Below are 15,228 nucleotides of genomic sequence, written 5' to 3' on the forward strand. Positions count from 1 at the left end.
CGATGACGGCGAGTCCGAAGACCCGCCCAGCTTCGCGGCGACGTCTCAGAGAGCGCCTTCGCGTTGCGCCTTCTTGCGCGCGAGCTTGCGCGCACGGCGGACCGCTTCGGCTTGCTCACGGGCGCGCTTGACGGAGGGTTTCTCGAAATGCTGCTTGAGCTTCATTTCGCGGAACACGCCTTCGCGCTGGAGCTTTTTCTTCAGGGCCCGAAGGGCCTGTTCGACGTTGTTGTCGCGGACGCTGACCTGCATGTGGTTGTCACCACCTTCCTAGGTTAGAGTTGCAAGATAAGCAGGTCGGGCGCCTATATCAAAGACAGAGTGGCTTGTCCACCGCAGGGAACCGGAAAAGGAACTGGCTATGGATGTTCGGGACGGAAACGAGAAGGCGCGCGACGCCATCCTCGACGCGGCGGTGATGCATGTGCCGTTCGACGGCTGGTCCGAGGCGACGCTGCGGGCGGCCGTAAGCGATTCGGGCGTGGCGCCCGGGCTGGCGCGGGCGCTGTTCCCGCGCGGCGGCGTGGACCTCGCGCTGGCCTACCACCGCCGCGGCGACGAGCGGATGCTCGAGAAGGCGGCGGCGGTCGATCTTGGCGCGATGCGCTATTCCGAGCGGGTGGCCGCGCTGATCCGCTTCCGCCTCGAGGCGGTCGAGGACAAGGAACTGGTGCGGCGCGGCTCGACGCTGTTCAGCCTGCCGCAGCATGCCTCGGACGGGGCCAAGGCGGTCTGGGGCACGGCGGACAGGATCTGGACCGCGCTGGGCGACGAATCGCGCGACGTGAACTGGTACACCAAGCGGGCGACGCTTTCGGCGGTCTATGCGGCGACCGTGCTCTACTGGCTGGGCGACGACACGCCCGGCCACTACGCGACATGGGAGTTCCTCGACCGGCGCATCGCCGACGTGCTGCGGTTCGAGAAGTTCAAGACCGAGGCGCAGCGCAATCCGCTGCTGCGCGCGGTGACGGCTGGACCGCGGATGATGATGCGCCGCGTCCACGCACCGAAGCCGGCGCCGGACATGCCGGGCCGGACGAGCCATTACTGAGGAGACCCCTGTGACCCTGCCCGAGACGATGCGCGCCGTGGAGATTTCCCAGCCCGGCGGGCCCGAGGTGCTGCGCCCCTGCACGGTTCCGGTTCCGGTGCCGGGGCACGGCCAGATCCTGATCCGCGTGGCCTATGCCGGCGTGAACCGGCCCGATGCCCTGCAACGCGCAGGCGCCTATGCGCCGCCGCCCGGCGCCTCTCCGCTGCCGGGGCTGGAGGCCGCGGGCGAGGTGGCGGCCGTGGGTCCCGGCGTCGCGCGCTGGAAGGTGGGCGACCGGGTCTGCGCGCTGCTGCCCGGTGGAGGCTATGCCGAATACGCGCTGACGCCGGCCGAGCATGCGCTGCCGATCCCCGAGGGGCTGGGCCTGCGCGAGGCCGCCTGCCTGCCCGAGACCTGCTTCACGGTCTGGTCGAACGTGGTTTTGCGCGGGGGCCTGAAGGCGGGCGAGCGGTTCCTCGTCCACGGCGGCTCGTCCGGGATCGGCACGACCGCGATCCAGATCGCGAAGGCGCTGGGCGCGCGGGTCTTCGCCACCGCTGGGTCGGAGGAGAAGTGCGCGGCCTGCCGGGAACTTGGGGCCGAGCGGGCGATCAACTACCGCGAGGAGGATTTCGTCGCGATCCTGAAGGCCGAGGGCGGGGCCGACCTGATCCTCGACATGGTCGGCGGCAGCTACCTGCCGCGCAACGTCAAGGCGCTGGCGACGGAGGGGCGGCTGGTCCAGATCGCCTTCCTCGAGGGCACGAAGGTCGAGCTGAACTTCGCCGAGGTGATGATGCGGCGCCTGACGATCACCGGCTCGACCCTGCGCCCGCAGAGCGACCTCGCCAAGGCGCGTTATGCCCGCGACGTGGAGGCACAGGTCTGGCCGATGGTGGCCTCGGGTGCGCTGCGCCCGGTGATGGACAGCGAATACGGGTTGGAGGAAGCGGCGCTGGCCCATGCCCGGATGGAAGGCTCGGGCCACATCGGCAAGATCGTCCTCGCGGTCTGAGACGGGGGAGCCGGAGGAGGGGGCATCGAACCCCCTCCTCCGGCGCTGCCGCGGATGGTGGAGAGGGCGGGGCAGACCGGGTGGCCGAAGCGGCACGTCGGCGGCTCTGGTCGCGCTGCTGGAGGAAGAAGACGGCGGGTCGCGCCCGCGGCGGGGCCGCTGGGAAAGCCTCCACCACGGCCCCGAGCAGCTCCATTGCCGGGCCGGCTTCGAAGTGAGGGGCTTGGCACAGCGGGGAAGGCGCGCGACGCCTGGTCAGGGCTTGTCCATCAGGGCGCTCGGCCTTCGGCAGTCCTCTCGGGCGTCCGGCGCGCAGGCGCGGAACATCAGTTCCTTCGTCAGGCAGATCCGCACTTCCTGAACATACTCGCCTTCGCAGGTGACGGTGATGCCTTCCGGGGGCAGCCCCGGGTTGGCCTCGACGAAGGCTTCCTCGAGCACCCGGGGCGGCAGGGCGATGTCCTCACGCAGGCGGAGAAGGGGGTCGGGCACCGCCACACGCTCCACCGCCTCGCGCATCAGGGCGAAGTAGTCGGTCGGCGGAAGCGCCGAGCAGCGGCCGTGCTTCTTCCACTGATACCAGGCGAGCCCCGGCGACATGAGGTCCGACATCGCGTCGGTATCGCGGCGCGAGGGGTCGCGCTCCACCGTCAGGCAGAAGGCGGGCCAGCCCTCCTCGCGCTGCGGCCAGAGGCCGTGGAGCACGAAGCCGCGGCCCCAGCTGCATTCCTCGGCCCCGCGCGCCTCGCCCTCCACCGCGCACCACGTCGGCTCCCAGCTCAGCGAAAGGATGTAGTGCGTGAAGTCGCCGGCACGGTCCTGATCCGCGAGCGCCGGCGCCGCCGCGAGCGCGAGACCGAAGGCAAACACACGCATTTTCGCTTCCCCTCTGCCCCGATCGGCAGTATATGCCACCTGAACTTCCCGAAAACGAGAAGACGCGGCCCGGCCGCAGCCGTTTTCCCGGCATGGTCAAGATTTGCAAAGGATCGTCCGATGAACAAGCCGCTGATGTCCAAGGCCACCGCAGTCTGGCTGATCGACAACACCACCCTGTCGTTCCGGCAGATCGCCGATTTCTGCGGCATGCACGAGCTTGAGGTGCAGGGCATTGCGGATGGCGACGTCGCGGCGGGCGTGAAGGGCTTCGATCCGGTGGCCAACAACCAGCTTGACCAGATCGAGATCGAGAAGGGCCAGAAGGACCCGCTCTACCGGCTGAAGCTGAAGTTCAACCCGGCCGCCGTGGGCGAGGAAAAGCGCCGCGGCCCGCGCTACACGCCGCTGTCCAAGCGGCAGGACCGCCCGGCCGCCATCCTGTGGCTGGTGAAGTTCCACCCGGAACTCTCGGACGGCGCGATCGCCAAGCTCGTCGGCACCACCAAGCCCACCATCCAGTCGATCCGCGAGCGCACGCACTGGAACATCGGCTCGATCCAGCCGATCGACCCGGTCGCGCTCGGCCTCTGCCGCCAGTCGGAACTGGACACTGCGGTGCAGGCCGCTGCGCGCAAGAAGGCCGCCGAGGGTCTGGTGATGAGCGATGACGAGCGGCGCAAGCTCGTCTCGACCGAACAGTCGCTCTCGATGCCGGACGAGCCGCGGATGCCCTCGGGCCTTGCCGGGCTGGAGCAGTTCGGCCGCACGGAGGAAGAGAAGCGCCCCGCCGACTTCTCGGATGCCGATTCCTTCTTCAACCTGCCGCACGGTGACGATGCGGAGGACGAGGAAGAGGAAGAGGACGACCACCGTATCTGATGCGGCTTGGCGCCTCGAGCGCCGAAGCAACGGACGCGCCAGTCGGTCAGAACCGGCGGCGTGCCCGTAGCGCCGCACCGATCGTGCCGTCGTCGAGATAGTCGAGTTCGCCGCCGATCGGCACGCCCTGCGCAAGCGAAGTGACCTGAACGCCAAGAGGCTCCAGCACGTCGGCGATGTAATGGGCCGTGGTCTGGCCATCCACCGTGGCGTTGAGCGCAAGAATGACCTCGGTGATGCCTTCCTCGCGCACCCGCTCGGCCAGGCGCGGGATGCGCAGATCCTCCGGCCCGACCGCATCCAGCGCCGAAAGCACGCCGCCCAGCACGTGATAGCGGCCACGGAACGCGCCGGCACGCTCCAGCGCCCAGAGGTCGGCCACGTCCTCGACCACGCACAATTCGCCCGTCGCGCGCCGCTCGTCGCGGCAGATGTCACAGAGGTCCGCGCCGGTGATGTTGCCGCAGCGCGCGCAGTCGCAGGCCGAGGCCGCGACCTCGGCCATCACCTGCGCCAGAGGGGCCATCACGGCCCCCCGTTTCTTCAGCATCATCAGCACCGCCCGGCGAGCGGAGCGGGGCCCGAGGCCCGGCAACCGCGCCATCAGCTCGATCAGCCGCTCGATGTCGCCGGGCGCTTCGGCCATGTCAGAACGGCAGCTTCATGCCCGGCGGCAGGCCGAGGCCCTCGGTCAGCTTGCCCATTTCTTCCTTGGCCTTCTCGGCGGCCTTGGCCTGCGCATCCTTGATCGCCGCGAGGATCAGATCCTCGACCACTTCCTTTTCCGAGGCGCTGAAGATCGACGGGTCGATCTCGATGCCGGTCAGCTCGCCCTTGGCGGTCGAGGTGGCCTTCACGAGGCCCGCGCCGGACTCGCCCACCACCGTCATGCTGCCCAGATCCTGCTGGAGCTGCGCCATCTTCTCCTGAAAGCCCTGTGCGGCCTTCATCATCTTGGCCATGTCGCCAAGGCCGCCCAATCCCTTAAGCATCTCTTGCTCCTCTCAACTGTCCTCGAACGGGTCCCATTCGTCCTCGACCTCGGCCAGCGCCTCGGTCGCGGCGATCTCCTGCGGCTTGCGGATCTCGGCGATCCGCGCCCCCGGAAAGGCGGCCATCACCGCCTGGACCAGCGGGTTTTCCAGCGCCTTGGCCTTGTCCGCAAGGCGCCCCTTGTCGCGCTCTTCCGCAATCGTCGGCTGCCCCCCGCCCGAGACGACCGAGACGCCCCAGCGGATGCCGGTCCAGCCCTGCAGCCGCTGCGAGAGCCGTGCGGCAAGATCCGGCGCGGCCTCGGGCGAGGGCTCGAACTCGATCCGGGCCGGCGCGAAGCGGACGAGGCGAACGCCGGTCTCGACCTCGTAGAGCAGCTTCATGTCGCGCTTCGTGCGGATCAGCTCGACCATCTGCGCGAAGCTCTGGCACAGCGGCTGGCCCTCGGCCACGGCAAGGGCCGTCGCGGTGCCCGCCGAGGCGCCTGCCATCGTGGTGCGGACGGGCGCCTGCGCGACGGCCTGTGCCGTCGGCGCTCTTGCCCCTCCTGCCGGGCCGCCGCCCGCAGCGCCGGGACCGGGCGCCGGCGCCGCGCCCTGCCGCATGAGCTTGCGCACGAGGCTTTCCGGGTCCGGCAGATCGGCCACATGGGTCAGCCGGATCACCGCCATCTCGGCCGCCATCATGGCGTTGGGGGCCAGAGAGACCTCCTCGATCGCCTTGAGCAGCATCTGCCACATCCGCGTCAGCACCCGCATCGGCAGGCGCTGCGCCATGTCTAGGCCGCGCATCCGTTCGTCCGGCGGAGTGGTCGGATCCTCGGCGGCCTCGGGCGTGATCTTGATCACCGAGATCCAGTGCGTGATCTCGGCCAGGTCGCGCAGCACCGCCATCGGGTCGGCGCCGTCGGCATATTGGCCCGACAGTTCGGCCAGCGCACCCGCCGCGTCGCCCTTCATCACCAGATCGAAGAGGTCGAGCACCCGCCCGCGGTCGGCAAGGCCCAGCATCGCCCTCACCTGATCGGCCGAAGTCTCGCCCGCGCCGTGGGCGATCGCCTGATCCATCAGGCTCATCGCGTCCCGCACCGAGCCTTCGGCGGCGCGGGTGATCAGCGCCAGCGCCTCGGGCGCGAGGCGCGCGCCTTCCAGCCCGGCCACCTTCGCCAGATGAGCCATCATCACCTCGGGCTCGATCCGCTTCAGGTCGAACCGCTGGCAGCGCGACAGCACCGTCACCGGAACCTTGCGGATCTCGGTGGTCGCGAAGATGAACTTCACATGGGCGGGCGGTTCCTCGAGCGTCTTGAGCAGCGCGTTGAACGCGCTGGTCGAGAGCATGTGGACCTCGTCGATGATGTAGATCTTGTAGCGCGCCGAGGCCGCCCTGTAGTGGACCGAGTCGATGATCTCGCGGATGTCGCCCACGCCGGTGCGCGAAGCCGCGTCCATCTCCATCACGTCGACATGGCGGCCCTCGGCGATCGCGCGGCAGGGCTCGCAGGTGCCGCAGGGCTCGGTGGTCGGCCCGCCGGTGCCGTCGGGGCCGACGCAGTTCAGCCCCTTGGCGATGATCCGGGCGGTGGTGGTCTTGCCCACCCCGCGCACCCCCGTCATCACGAAGGCATGGGCGATCCGGTCGGCCGCGAAGGCGTTCTTCAGCGTGCGCACCATCGCGTCCTGTCCGATCAGGTCGGCGAAGGTCTGCGGGCGGTATTTGCGGGCAAGGACCTGATAGCCTTGCTCGGGTGTGTCGGACATCGGACCTCGGCGGATTCGGACTGGGACCGAGATTAGGGCGGGGCAGCGGCGGCGTCCACCAGAAGGCCCGCGGGGCCGACCGGGGTGGCGAGGTTCCTGCTGTCGGGGAAAGGTGAGAGGCTGGACATCGACCCAGACGGGACTCGTTACGGCTGCTTCCTTCCGGACCTGACCGGGTTGGCGAGGCGCCTGCCCGCGCCAACCTCTCGCCGGCCGATATAGGCCCGCCCCGTCGCATTTGCAAGCACCCGTCAGAGCGCGAGGCGGAAGCGCGAGAAGCCCCCCGTGTCGGGCGCGAGCCGCGTCAGCCGAAGGCCGGGCGGCGGCGGCGCCGGATCGGGTGCGGACAGAAGGATGGCAGAGGCGCCGGGCACCGGCGCCAGCCGCCAGAAGGCCGGCGCTACCGGTGCGATCGGCGATGTCCCGGCGATGTGCCGGATCAGGATGTCGCGGATGCTGTCGCTGCCCGACCAGACCGGCACCTCGCCGAACAGCCGGGCAGAGGCACCGGCACGGTAGCTGTTCGTGGCCACCACGAAGGCGTCGCCGGCATCGACCGCGCGGCCGTGCCGGGCCAGCCCGCGGATGCGGCGCGCCTCCGGCCGCAGCAGCTGGCCGTGCGCGTCGTAGCGGGCGGGCTCGCTCGGATCGATCGTGAAGTCGAGGCCGTGGATCAGGTCGAAGGTATAGCTCGGCACGGTCGGATCGATCAGCGGCTGGTCGGCAATGCCGGGCGCGAGCTGCGCGAAGATGCTCGCGGCGCGCTCCAGCCATTCGGCGATCTGCGCGCCGGTCAGCCGGACGGCGGCGATCAGGTTGGGGTAGATGTAGAGGTCCGACGCATGCCGCAGGGCAAGGTCGCCGGCAGGAATGTCGGTGTAGTTCTGCGGCCCGCCGAGTCCGCCCGCCTTGAAGGGTGCCGCGGCCGACAGGATCGGCAGGCCGGCAAGGTCGGTCCCGGTCAGAACGCGTTCCAGATGGCGCGCCTGTGCCTCGGCCACCAGCGCCACCCCGGCCGAGGGGGCGGCCAGCGCGAAGTGGCTGGTGATCCGCGTCAGCGAATGCCCGATGGGGTGCCGGGCATGGCGCAGCGTCTCGGCATGGGCCGCCTCCGCCAGGCGCAGGATGGCGGGCGCGGGCGGCACGGCGCGCATCAGGGGCCGCACCTCGGCCGCGGCGGTGGCCACGGTCCAGCGCCCGGCGTTCGCCCGCAGCACCAGGTCGATCACGCCGAGGTGCGAACCGCGCGCCCCCGCCATCACCGCGGGCTTGCCGGCGATCCGCCCCGCCACCGGGTCGATCCCGGGCCCGGTCGGGAAACCCTGCGAGGGGAAGACGAGGTGGCTGTGGCCCGCCACCACGGCATCGATCCCCGGAAGGCCCGCGACCGGCACGGCCGCGTCCTCCTGCCCGGGGTGCGCCTCGCTGTCGCCGATCCCGGAATGGCAAAGCGCCACGACCAGATCGCAGCCGACACGCTTCATCTCCTCCACCCAGGCCGCGGCGCAGGGAAAGATGTCGCGCGTCACCAGACGGTCGCCCAGCACCGCCCGATCCCAGAGCGGCACCTGCGGCGGCAGCAGGCCCAGGACCCCGATCCGGACGGGATGAGCGCGGCCCGCGCGATCGACCAGCCTGCGCTCGAGCACCGCATAGGGCGGCAGCAGCGGCCGGTCATGAAGCGGCGTCTCGCCGAGCGCCAGCACCGCGTTGGCCGAGACGACGGGAAAGGCCGCGCCGGCGAGCGCCTCGATCAGGAAGTCGATCCCGTAGTCGAAATCGTGGTTGCCGACCGTCGCAGCGTCATAGCCAAGCGCGTTCATCGCCTGAATCAGCGGGTGGGTCCCGCCGTCCATCCCGCGCTGTGCCCAGAGGTCGCCCATCGGGTTGCCCTGCAGCAGGTCGCCATTGTCCAGGAGCAGGACGTTGGCCGCCTCGGCCCTCGCCTCGGCGATCAGCGTGGCGGTGCAGGCCAGCGCGGGCCCCTCGACCTCGCGGTCGGCATGATAGTCATAGGGCAGGATCTCGACATGCAGATCGGTGGTGGCGAGGATGCGAAGCGGCACCTCGGCGGCCGCAACCTGCTCCGGCCGGTGCGGCAGGGCTGTCGCTGCTGCGGGCGCGCCCGCGGGAGGGGGCAGGGGGGTATGGCTCATCCCGTCTCCGTGGTCCGCGGCCGCCAGCGTCGGGGACTGCGCGCCGGGCGATCGCTTCGAACGGGCCGAGGCTAGGCCCGCGCCGCCGGATGCGCCAGCACCCTTCTCGTCGCGCTTGGCCCGCCGGCCCGAGCCGTGGCATGAGGGCGGGGGCTGATCGGGAGGTTGCGGATGCGGCACGCGGAAACGGTGGTCTTCGGCGGCTCGGGGCTGGATCGCGCGGGCCGGCTGCGCGGCGATGCGGAGGGGCTGGCGGCGATGTTTTCGGCCGGGCGCGTGCTGCCGGTCTGGCGCGGCAAGCCGCTCTTTGCCGATGGCGCGCGGCTGGCATGGCTGCCGGCCGGACATCCCGTGCTGGCAGGGGCCGAGGAGCCGGTCTTCCTCGGCCTCGACGGTGATGCGCCCTGCTTTGCCGCCGATGTCTCGGACTGGGCGCCCGAGGCGGGTGCCGAGGCGGTCGCGGCCGGCTTCTTCGATCCCGGCTTCCAGACCCATCCGGCCCTGCCGGCGACCATCGCCTTCGGCGAGTTGCGCGGCCTTATGCTGCAGCTGGACCCGCGCGAGGCGGAACTTGCCGCCACCGCGAAGGCGCTGGTCCAGTGGCACCGCAGCCACCGGTTCTGCTCGGCCTGCGGCGCGCCGTCCGAGCCGGCCGAGGGCGGCTGGCAGCGCCGCTGCCCCGTCTGCGCGGCGCAGCATTTCCCACGCACCGATCCGGTCGTCATCATGCTGGTCACCCATGGCAACCGCGCGCTGGTCGGCCGCTCGGCAGGCTGGCCCGAGGGGTTCTATTCCTGCCTCGCGGGCTTCGTCGAGCCGGGCGAGACCATCGAGGCGGCCGTGCGGCGCGAGGTGGACGAGGAAACCGGCGTGAAGGTCGGCGAAGTCCGCTATCTCGCCAGCCAGCCCTGGCCCTTCCCCGCCTCGCTGATGGTCGGCTGCCACGGGGTCGCGCTGACCGATGCGATCACGCTCGATCCGGCGGAACTCGAGGATGCGCTCTGGCTTACTCGCGAGGAGATGGTGTCGGTGATGGCCGGCCACCACCCCCGGGTGAAGCCGGCGCGAAAAGGCGCCATCGCGCATTTCCTGATCGCCAACTGGCTTGCGGATCGCCTCGATTGACGCCAGAAGGCGCCCGGATCTGCCAAGGGGATGGGCCATGCGGCTGAGCACGAAGGAAGACGTCGAGGCGCCGATCGATTTCGTCTGGGACCTCCTGTCGGACTTCGTCGTCTGGGAGCGCGCGGCCCTGCGGCGCGGCGTCGAGGTCCAGCGGCTCGATCATACTCCGGAGGCGGGGCCCGGCATGGGCTGGCTCGTGCGCTTCGGCTATCAGGGCAAGCCGCGCGAGATCGACCTGCGCCTCGCCTCGATCGAGCCGGGGCAACGGCTGGTCCTCGAGGGGCATGGCTATTCGGTCCGGGCCCATCTGGCGCTGGAGTTCGTGGAACTGGGACCGCGCCGGACGCGGGTCGGCGTGATCTCCGAGGTCAAGCCGACGACCATCGCCGCCCGGGTCCTCGTGCAGTCGCTGAAGCTGGCCAAGGGCAAGTTCCAGCGCAAGCTCGAGACCCGCGTCGCGGGCTTTGCCGCCGATATCGAGGATCGCTGGAAGGCCGGCACGAGGGCCTGACCGGCGCTCGCATCGAACCGAACGTTCGCATAGCAGCGCCGCCGGTGGGAAGCCGTGGCCCGCGCCGCGCTTCCCCGGCAGGGCCGAACCGCCCGTGGCGACGCACGGCCGTCGCGCCGGAATCGAGACGATTGTCTGCCTGATCGCCCCGCGGCCGATGCTTCAGCCGCGGCCTCGGTCCGCGGGATAGACGCCGAGGATCTCGTGCTGGCTGGTGAAGTAACCGAGCTCCTCGAGTGCCAGCGCCACGTTCGGATCCTCGGGGTGGCCCTCGATGTCGGCGTAGAACTCGGTCGCGACGAACGAGCCGCCGACCATGTAGCTTTCCAGCTTCGTCATGTTGACGCTGTTCGTGGCGAAGCCGCCAAGCGCCTTGTAGAGCGCGGCGGGGATGTTGCGCACCCGGAACGTGAAGGTCGTGACCATCTTGCCCGGGCCGCGGCGGGTCCAGTCCGCCTCGCGCGCCATCACGAGGAAGCGCGTGGTGTTGTTCGACTGGTCCTCGATGTGGCGGGCCACCACGTCGAGGCCGTAGATCTCGCCGGCCAGTTCCGAGGCCAGTGCGGCCAGCCTGGGATCGCCCTTCTCGGCCACCAGCCGCGCCGAGCCGGCGGTATCGGCGCCGGTCACCGAGCGGATCCCGTGACGGCGCAGGAACGACCGGCACTGACCCAGCAGGACGGTGTGGCTCATCGCGGCCTCGATCTTGCCGATCGGCGTTCCGCGGACCGCGAGCAGGTTGATGTGCACCCGGACGAAGGCCTCATCGATGATCCTGAGGCCCGACCCCGGCAGCAGCGAGTGGATGTCGGCCACCCGGCCATAGGTCGAGTTCTCGACCGGCAGCATCGCCAGATCCGCCTCGCCCGAGCGGACAAGCTCGATCGCATCCTCGAAGGTGCGGCAGGGCACGGCCTCCATTCCCGGACGCGCCTGTCGGCAGGCTTCGTGGGAATAGGCGCCCGGTTCGCCCTGGAATGCGATTCGGCCGGTCATGCCATCGGTCTCCGCGATCAAAAACGGGTTGTCCCCGCGCCCGGCGGCGCTACTACACCTTGAAAGCGCGGGGAAGAAGCGGGTACATGTCCCGCGGACCCAAATCGAGGTAAATGCGACATGTTCGACACGATGACCCTGACGAAGGCGGTCGGCGCCGTTTGCGGCGCGTTTCTGGTGTTCCTTCTTGGGGGATGGGCGGCCGATGCGCTCTATACCATCGGCGGCGGGCATGGCGACGAGGCCGAGCAGGCCTATGTGATCGACACCGGGGCGGGGGCCGCGGAGGAGGAGACCGCCGAGGCGGCGGTTCCCTTCGCCGATCTGGTGGCCGCGGCCGATGTCGCCGCCGGACAGAAGGCCTTCGCGAAATGCGCGGCCTGCCACAAGGTCGACGGATCGAACGCGACCGGCCCGCATCTCGACGGCGTGGTCGATCGTGCGGTGGCCTCGGTCGAGGGCTTCGCCTATTCGGAGGCGATGGTGGCCCATGCAGGCGCTGCTCCGAACTGGACGCTGGACGAGCTGAACGGCTTCATCGAGAACCCAAAGGGTCACGTGCCGGGCACCAAGATGACCTTTGCCGGCCTGCCGAAGGAAGCGGACCGGGCGAACGTGGTGGCCTATCTGGCCTCGCTTCAGTAAGCCGCCTGCGCATCCTGCCTTCCGGGCCGCCCCCTGGGGCGGCCTTTTGCCATTCACCGGCCTCGCCCCGGGGCGGCTTTTGCCATTCCCGGCCGCCCGACCGCCATCGTCACGCAATCGCAACTTGAGGCCGCCGCGGATTGCGCCTTAGCATGGGCCGATGGGCGCGAGGCCCGCGTAACGAGGCAGGGAGAACGGCATGGCGCAAGTCGGGGCGCGCACGGCGCAGGGTGGGGTCGCGGCTGAGAGACTTCCCGACGTGCGGCCATGGCTTCTGGGCGGGCTGGGGCTTCTGGTCGTCACGGCGGCGGCGCTGCCGCTGCATGCCGAGGAACAGAAGGTCATCAAGGCGCATGGCATCTCGACCTTCGGCGACCTGAAGTATCCCGCCGACTTTGCACATCTCGACTACGTCAATCCCGATGCGCCCAAGGGCGGCGAGATCTCGGAATGGGCCTTTGGCGGGTTCGATTCGATGAACCCCTATTCGGTGAAGGGCCGTGCGGCGGCGCTGTCCTCGGTGATGTATGAATCCATCCTCGTGGGCACCGCGGACGAGATCGGCGCCGCCTACTGCCTGCTCTGCGAGACGCTGGAATATCCCGAGGATCGCAGCTGGGTGATCTTCAACCTGCGCCCCGAGGCGAAGTTCTCGGACGGAACGCCGGTCACGGCCGAGGACGTCGTGTTCTCGTACCAGACCTTCCTGACCAAGGGCCTCACGGACTTCCGCACCGTCTTCGCCCAGCAGGTCGAGAGCACCGAGGCGCTGGACACCCACCGGGTCAAGTTCACCTTCAAGCCCGGCATTCCGACCCGCGACCTGCCGCAGGACGTGGGCGGCCTGCCGGTCCTGTCGAAGGCGCAATACGAACGCGAAGGGCTGGACCTCGAGGAAGGCAGCCTCAAGCCCTTCCTCGGCTCGGGCGCCTATGTGCTTGACCGGATGAACGTGGGCCAGACCGTCGTCTATCGCCGGAACCCCGACTACTGGGGCAAGGACCTGCCGATCACCCGTGGCACCGGCAATTTCGACACGATCCGGATCGAGTATTACGCCGACTACAACGCGGCCTTCGAGGGCTTCAAGGGCGGCAGCTACACCTTCCGCAACGAGGCCTCCTCGATCCTCTGGGCAACGGGCTACGATTTTCCGGCAGTGGCATCCGGCGTGGTGAAGAAGGTCGAGCTGCCTTCCGGTGCCAAGGCCACCGGGCAGGGCTGGATGCTCAACCTCCGCCGCGAGAAGTTTCAGGACCCCCGCGTGCGCGAGGCGCTGAACCTCGTCTTCAACTTCGAATGGTCGAACGCGACGCTCTTCTACGGCCTCTACACCCGCGTCGATTCCTTCTGGGAGAACAGCTATCTCGAGCCGAGCGGCCCGCCGTCCGAGGCCGAGGTCGCGCTGCTGAAGCCGCTGGTGGACGAGGGGCTGCTGCCGGCCTCCATCCTGACCGACCCGCCCGTCAGCCCGCCCGTCTCCAGCGACCGCCAGCTGGACCGCAAGAACCTGCGCGCCGCGAGCAAGCTGCTCGACGAGGCCGGCTGGGCGGTGGGCGACGACGGCCTGCGCCGCAATGCCAAGGGCGAGGTGCTGCGGATCGAGTTCCTGAACGACAGCCAGACCTTCGACCGGGTGATCAATCCCTACGTCGAGAACCTGCGCGCGCTGGGGATCGATGCGGTGATGACGCGGGTGGACAATGCGCAGATGGAAAGCCGCACCCGCCCGCCGAGCTTCGACTATGACATCGCGACGGGCAACGCGCGGACGAACTACATCTCGGGGTCGGAGCTGAAGCAGTATTACGGCTCCGAGACGGCGGATGTCTCGAGCTTCAACATGATGGGTCTGAAAAGCCCGGCCGTCGACCGGATGATCGAGGTCGTGCTGGCGGCCAAGTCCTCGGACGAGCTGGTGACGGCCACGAAGGCACTCGACCGCGTCCTGCGGCTGGAACGCTTCTGGGTGCCGCAATGGTACAAGGCCAGCCACACCGTCGCCTACTATGACATGTATGAACACCCCGAGACGCTGCCGCCCTATGCGCTGGGAGAACTGGACTTCTGGTGGTTCAACCCCGACAAGGCGCAGGCGCTGCGCGCATCGGGCGCGCTGAGACAGTAAAGGGCCGCACCCCACGATGGGAGCCTACATCCTCCGGCGACTGCTGCTGATCCTGCCGACGCTGTTCGGCATCATGGTCATCAACTTCGCCCTGACCCAGTTCGTCCCCGGCGGCCCGATCGAGCAGGTGCTGGCGCGACTCGAAGGGCAGGGCGACGTGTTCCAGACGGTCGCGGGCGGCGGCGATGCCGGCGGCGACATCGCGGCGGCCGGGCAGGCCGACGAACGCTATGTCGGCTCGCGCGGCCTGCCGCCCGAGTTCATCGCGGATCTGGAGCGGCAGTTCGGCTTCGACAAGCCGCCGCTCGAGCGGTTCCTCAACATGATGTGGAACTACCTGCGCTTCGACTTCGGCGAGAGCTATTTCCGCTCGATCTCGGTCGTCGATCTGGTGCTGGAGAAGATGCCGGTCTCGATCACGCTGGGCCTGTGGTCCACGCTGATCGCCTATCTGGTCTCGATCCCGCTCGGCATCCGCAAGGCGGTGAAGGACGGCTCCAGCTTCGACACCTGGACGAGCGGCGCCATCATCGTGGCCTATGCCATCCCCGGCTTCCTGTTCGCGATCCTCCTGCTGGTGCTGTTCGCCGGCGGCTCCTACTGGCAGTGGTTCCCGCTGCGCGGGTTGACATCCGACAACTGGGAAAGTCTGTCGATCCCGGGCAAGATCGCCGACTACATCTGGCACATCACGCTGCCGGTGGTGGCCTCGACCATCTCGGCCTTCGCGACGCTGACGCTGCTGACGAAGAACTCCTTCCTTGACGAGATCCGCAAGCAATACGTCATGACCGCCCGCGCGAAGGGGCTGACCGAGGGGCGTGTGCTCTACGGCCACGTGTTCCGCAACGCCATGCTGATCGTGATCGCGTCCTTCCCGTCGGTCTTCGTCTCGGTCTTCTTCGGCGGCAGCCTGATCATCGAGACGATCTTCTCGCTCGACGGCCTCGGCCGGCTCGGGTTCGAGGCCGCGGTGGCGCGCGACTACCCGGTGATCTTCGGCACGCTCTTCGTCTTCGGCCTGCTCGGCCTCGTCATGGGGATCCTGTCGGACCTGATGTATGTCTGGATCGATCCCCGCATCGACTTCGGGACGCGGAGCTGA

General features: G+C 69.3%; 15 protein-coding genes and 1 other RNA gene. 8 read left to right on the forward strand and 8 right to left on the reverse strand.

Annotated features, from left to right (window positions below; translation table 11 throughout):
• Window positions 1–45: 45 nt before the first annotated feature.
• The gene (gene rpsU, locus CK951_RS02510; protein WP_002720900.1) at window positions 46–252 is read right to left on the reverse strand and encodes a 30S ribosomal protein S21; all 207 of its coding nucleotides are present in this window, start codon (window positions 250–252) and stop codon (window positions 46–48) included.
• A gap of 109 nt (window positions 253–361) precedes the next feature.
• Between rpsU and CK951_RS02515 the strand changes: the two genes are divergently transcribed.
• On the forward strand, window positions 362–1,054 hold the full coding sequence (locus CK951_RS02515) for a COQ9 family protein (protein ID WP_096784666.1): 693 nt from the start codon (window positions 362–364) through the stop codon (window positions 1,052–1,054).
• A 10-nt stretch (window positions 1,055–1,064) separates the two neighbouring features.
• Window positions 1,065–2,051: an NAD(P)H-quinone oxidoreductase gene (locus CK951_RS02520; protein ID WP_096784667.1), complete on the forward strand. Its 987-nt coding sequence runs from the start codon at window positions 1,065–1,067 to the stop codon at window positions 2,049–2,051.
• A 255-nt stretch (window positions 2,052–2,306) separates the two neighbouring features.
• Here the strand turns inward: CK951_RS02520 and CK951_RS02525 are convergent, their stop codons facing one another.
• Window positions 2,307–2,927, reverse strand: a complete 621-nt coding sequence (locus CK951_RS02525; RefSeq protein WP_096784668.1) for a ribonuclease T2 — start codon at window positions 2,925–2,927, stop codon at window positions 2,307–2,309.
• A gap of 120 nt (window positions 2,928–3,047) precedes the next feature.
• On the opposite strand from CK951_RS02525, the gene CK951_RS02530 reads away from it, so the two are divergent.
• The gene (locus tag CK951_RS02530) at window positions 3,048–3,809 is read left to right on the forward strand and encodes a DUF1013 domain-containing protein (RefSeq protein ID WP_096784669.1); all 762 of its coding nucleotides are present in this window, start codon (window positions 3,048–3,050) and stop codon (window positions 3,807–3,809) included.
• A 46-nt stretch (window positions 3,810–3,855) separates the two neighbouring features.
• Here the strand turns inward: CK951_RS02530 and recR are convergent, their stop codons facing one another.
• The 5 genes from recR to CK951_RS02555 form a co-directional block, all read right to left on the reverse strand.
• Window positions 3,856–4,455: a recombination mediator RecR gene (gene recR / locus CK951_RS02535; protein ID WP_096784670.1), complete on the reverse strand. Its 600-nt coding sequence runs from the start codon at window positions 4,453–4,455 to the stop codon at window positions 3,856–3,858.
• A 1-nt stretch (window position 4,456) separates the two neighbouring features.
• Complete coding sequence (locus CK951_RS02540) at window positions 4,457–4,801, reverse strand: YbaB/EbfC family nucleoid-associated protein (protein ID WP_096784671.1); 345 nt, start codon at window positions 4,799–4,801, stop codon at window positions 4,457–4,459.
• A gap of 12 nt (window positions 4,802–4,813) precedes the next feature.
• Complete coding sequence (locus CK951_RS02545) at window positions 4,814–6,562, reverse strand: DNA polymerase III subunit gamma/tau (RefSeq protein WP_096784672.1); 1,749 nt, start codon at window positions 6,560–6,562, stop codon at window positions 4,814–4,816.
• A 110-nt stretch (window positions 6,563–6,672) separates the two neighbouring features.
• An RNA gene (gene ffs / locus CK951_RS02550) (signal recognition particle sRNA small type) lies at window positions 6,673–6,771 on the reverse strand.
• A gap of 42 nt (window positions 6,772–6,813) precedes the next feature.
• On the reverse strand, window positions 6,814–8,718 hold the full coding sequence (locus tag CK951_RS02555) for a bifunctional 2',3'-cyclic-nucleotide 2'-phosphodiesterase/3'-nucleotidase (protein ID WP_096784673.1): 1,905 nt from the start codon (window positions 8,716–8,718) through the stop codon (window positions 6,814–6,816).
• Window positions 8,719–8,889: 171 nt separating this feature from the next.
• Between CK951_RS02555 and nudC the strand changes: the two genes are divergently transcribed.
• Window positions 8,890–9,843 carry an NAD(+) diphosphatase gene (gene nudC / locus CK951_RS02560; protein ID WP_096784674.1) on the forward strand — a complete coding sequence of 318 codons (954 nt, stop codon included), beginning with the start codon at window positions 8,890–8,892 and terminating at the stop codon, window positions 9,841–9,843.
• Window positions 9,844–9,880: 37 nt separating this feature from the next.
• Window positions 9,881–10,354, forward strand: coding sequence for an SRPBCC family protein (locus CK951_RS02565; RefSeq protein ID WP_096784675.1), 474 nt, complete (start codon window positions 9,881–9,883; stop codon window positions 10,352–10,354).
• A 162-nt stretch (window positions 10,355–10,516) separates the two neighbouring features.
• Here the strand turns inward: CK951_RS02565 and CK951_RS02570 are convergent, their stop codons facing one another.
• On the reverse strand, window positions 10,517–11,350 hold the full coding sequence (locus CK951_RS02570) for a prephenate dehydratase (protein ID WP_096787137.1): 834 nt from the start codon (window positions 11,348–11,350) through the stop codon (window positions 10,517–10,519).
• 120 nt (window positions 11,351–11,470) lie between these two features.
• Between CK951_RS02570 and CK951_RS02575 the strand changes: the two genes are divergently transcribed.
• From CK951_RS02575 to CK951_RS02585, 3 genes are all read left to right on the forward strand, one after another.
• Complete coding sequence (locus tag CK951_RS02575; RefSeq protein WP_096784676.1) at window positions 11,471–11,995, forward strand: cytochrome c family protein; 525 nt, start codon at window positions 11,471–11,473, stop codon at window positions 11,993–11,995.
• A 199-nt stretch (window positions 11,996–12,194) separates the two neighbouring features.
• Window positions 12,195–14,123, forward strand: coding sequence for an extracellular solute-binding protein (locus CK951_RS02580; protein WP_096784677.1), 1,929 nt, complete (start codon window positions 12,195–12,197; stop codon window positions 14,121–14,123).
• 16 nt (window positions 14,124–14,139) lie between these two features.
• Window positions 14,140–15,228 (forward strand): microcin C ABC transporter permease YejB, encoded by a 1,089-nt coding sequence (locus CK951_RS02585; RefSeq protein WP_096784678.1) that lies wholly within the window; start codon window positions 14,140–14,142, stop codon window positions 15,226–15,228.

It is taken from the genome of Rhodobacter sp. CZR27 (genome assembly GCF_002407205.1).
Taxonomy (GTDB): Bacteria; Pseudomonadota; Alphaproteobacteria; order Rhodobacterales; family Rhodobacteraceae; genus Cereibacter_A.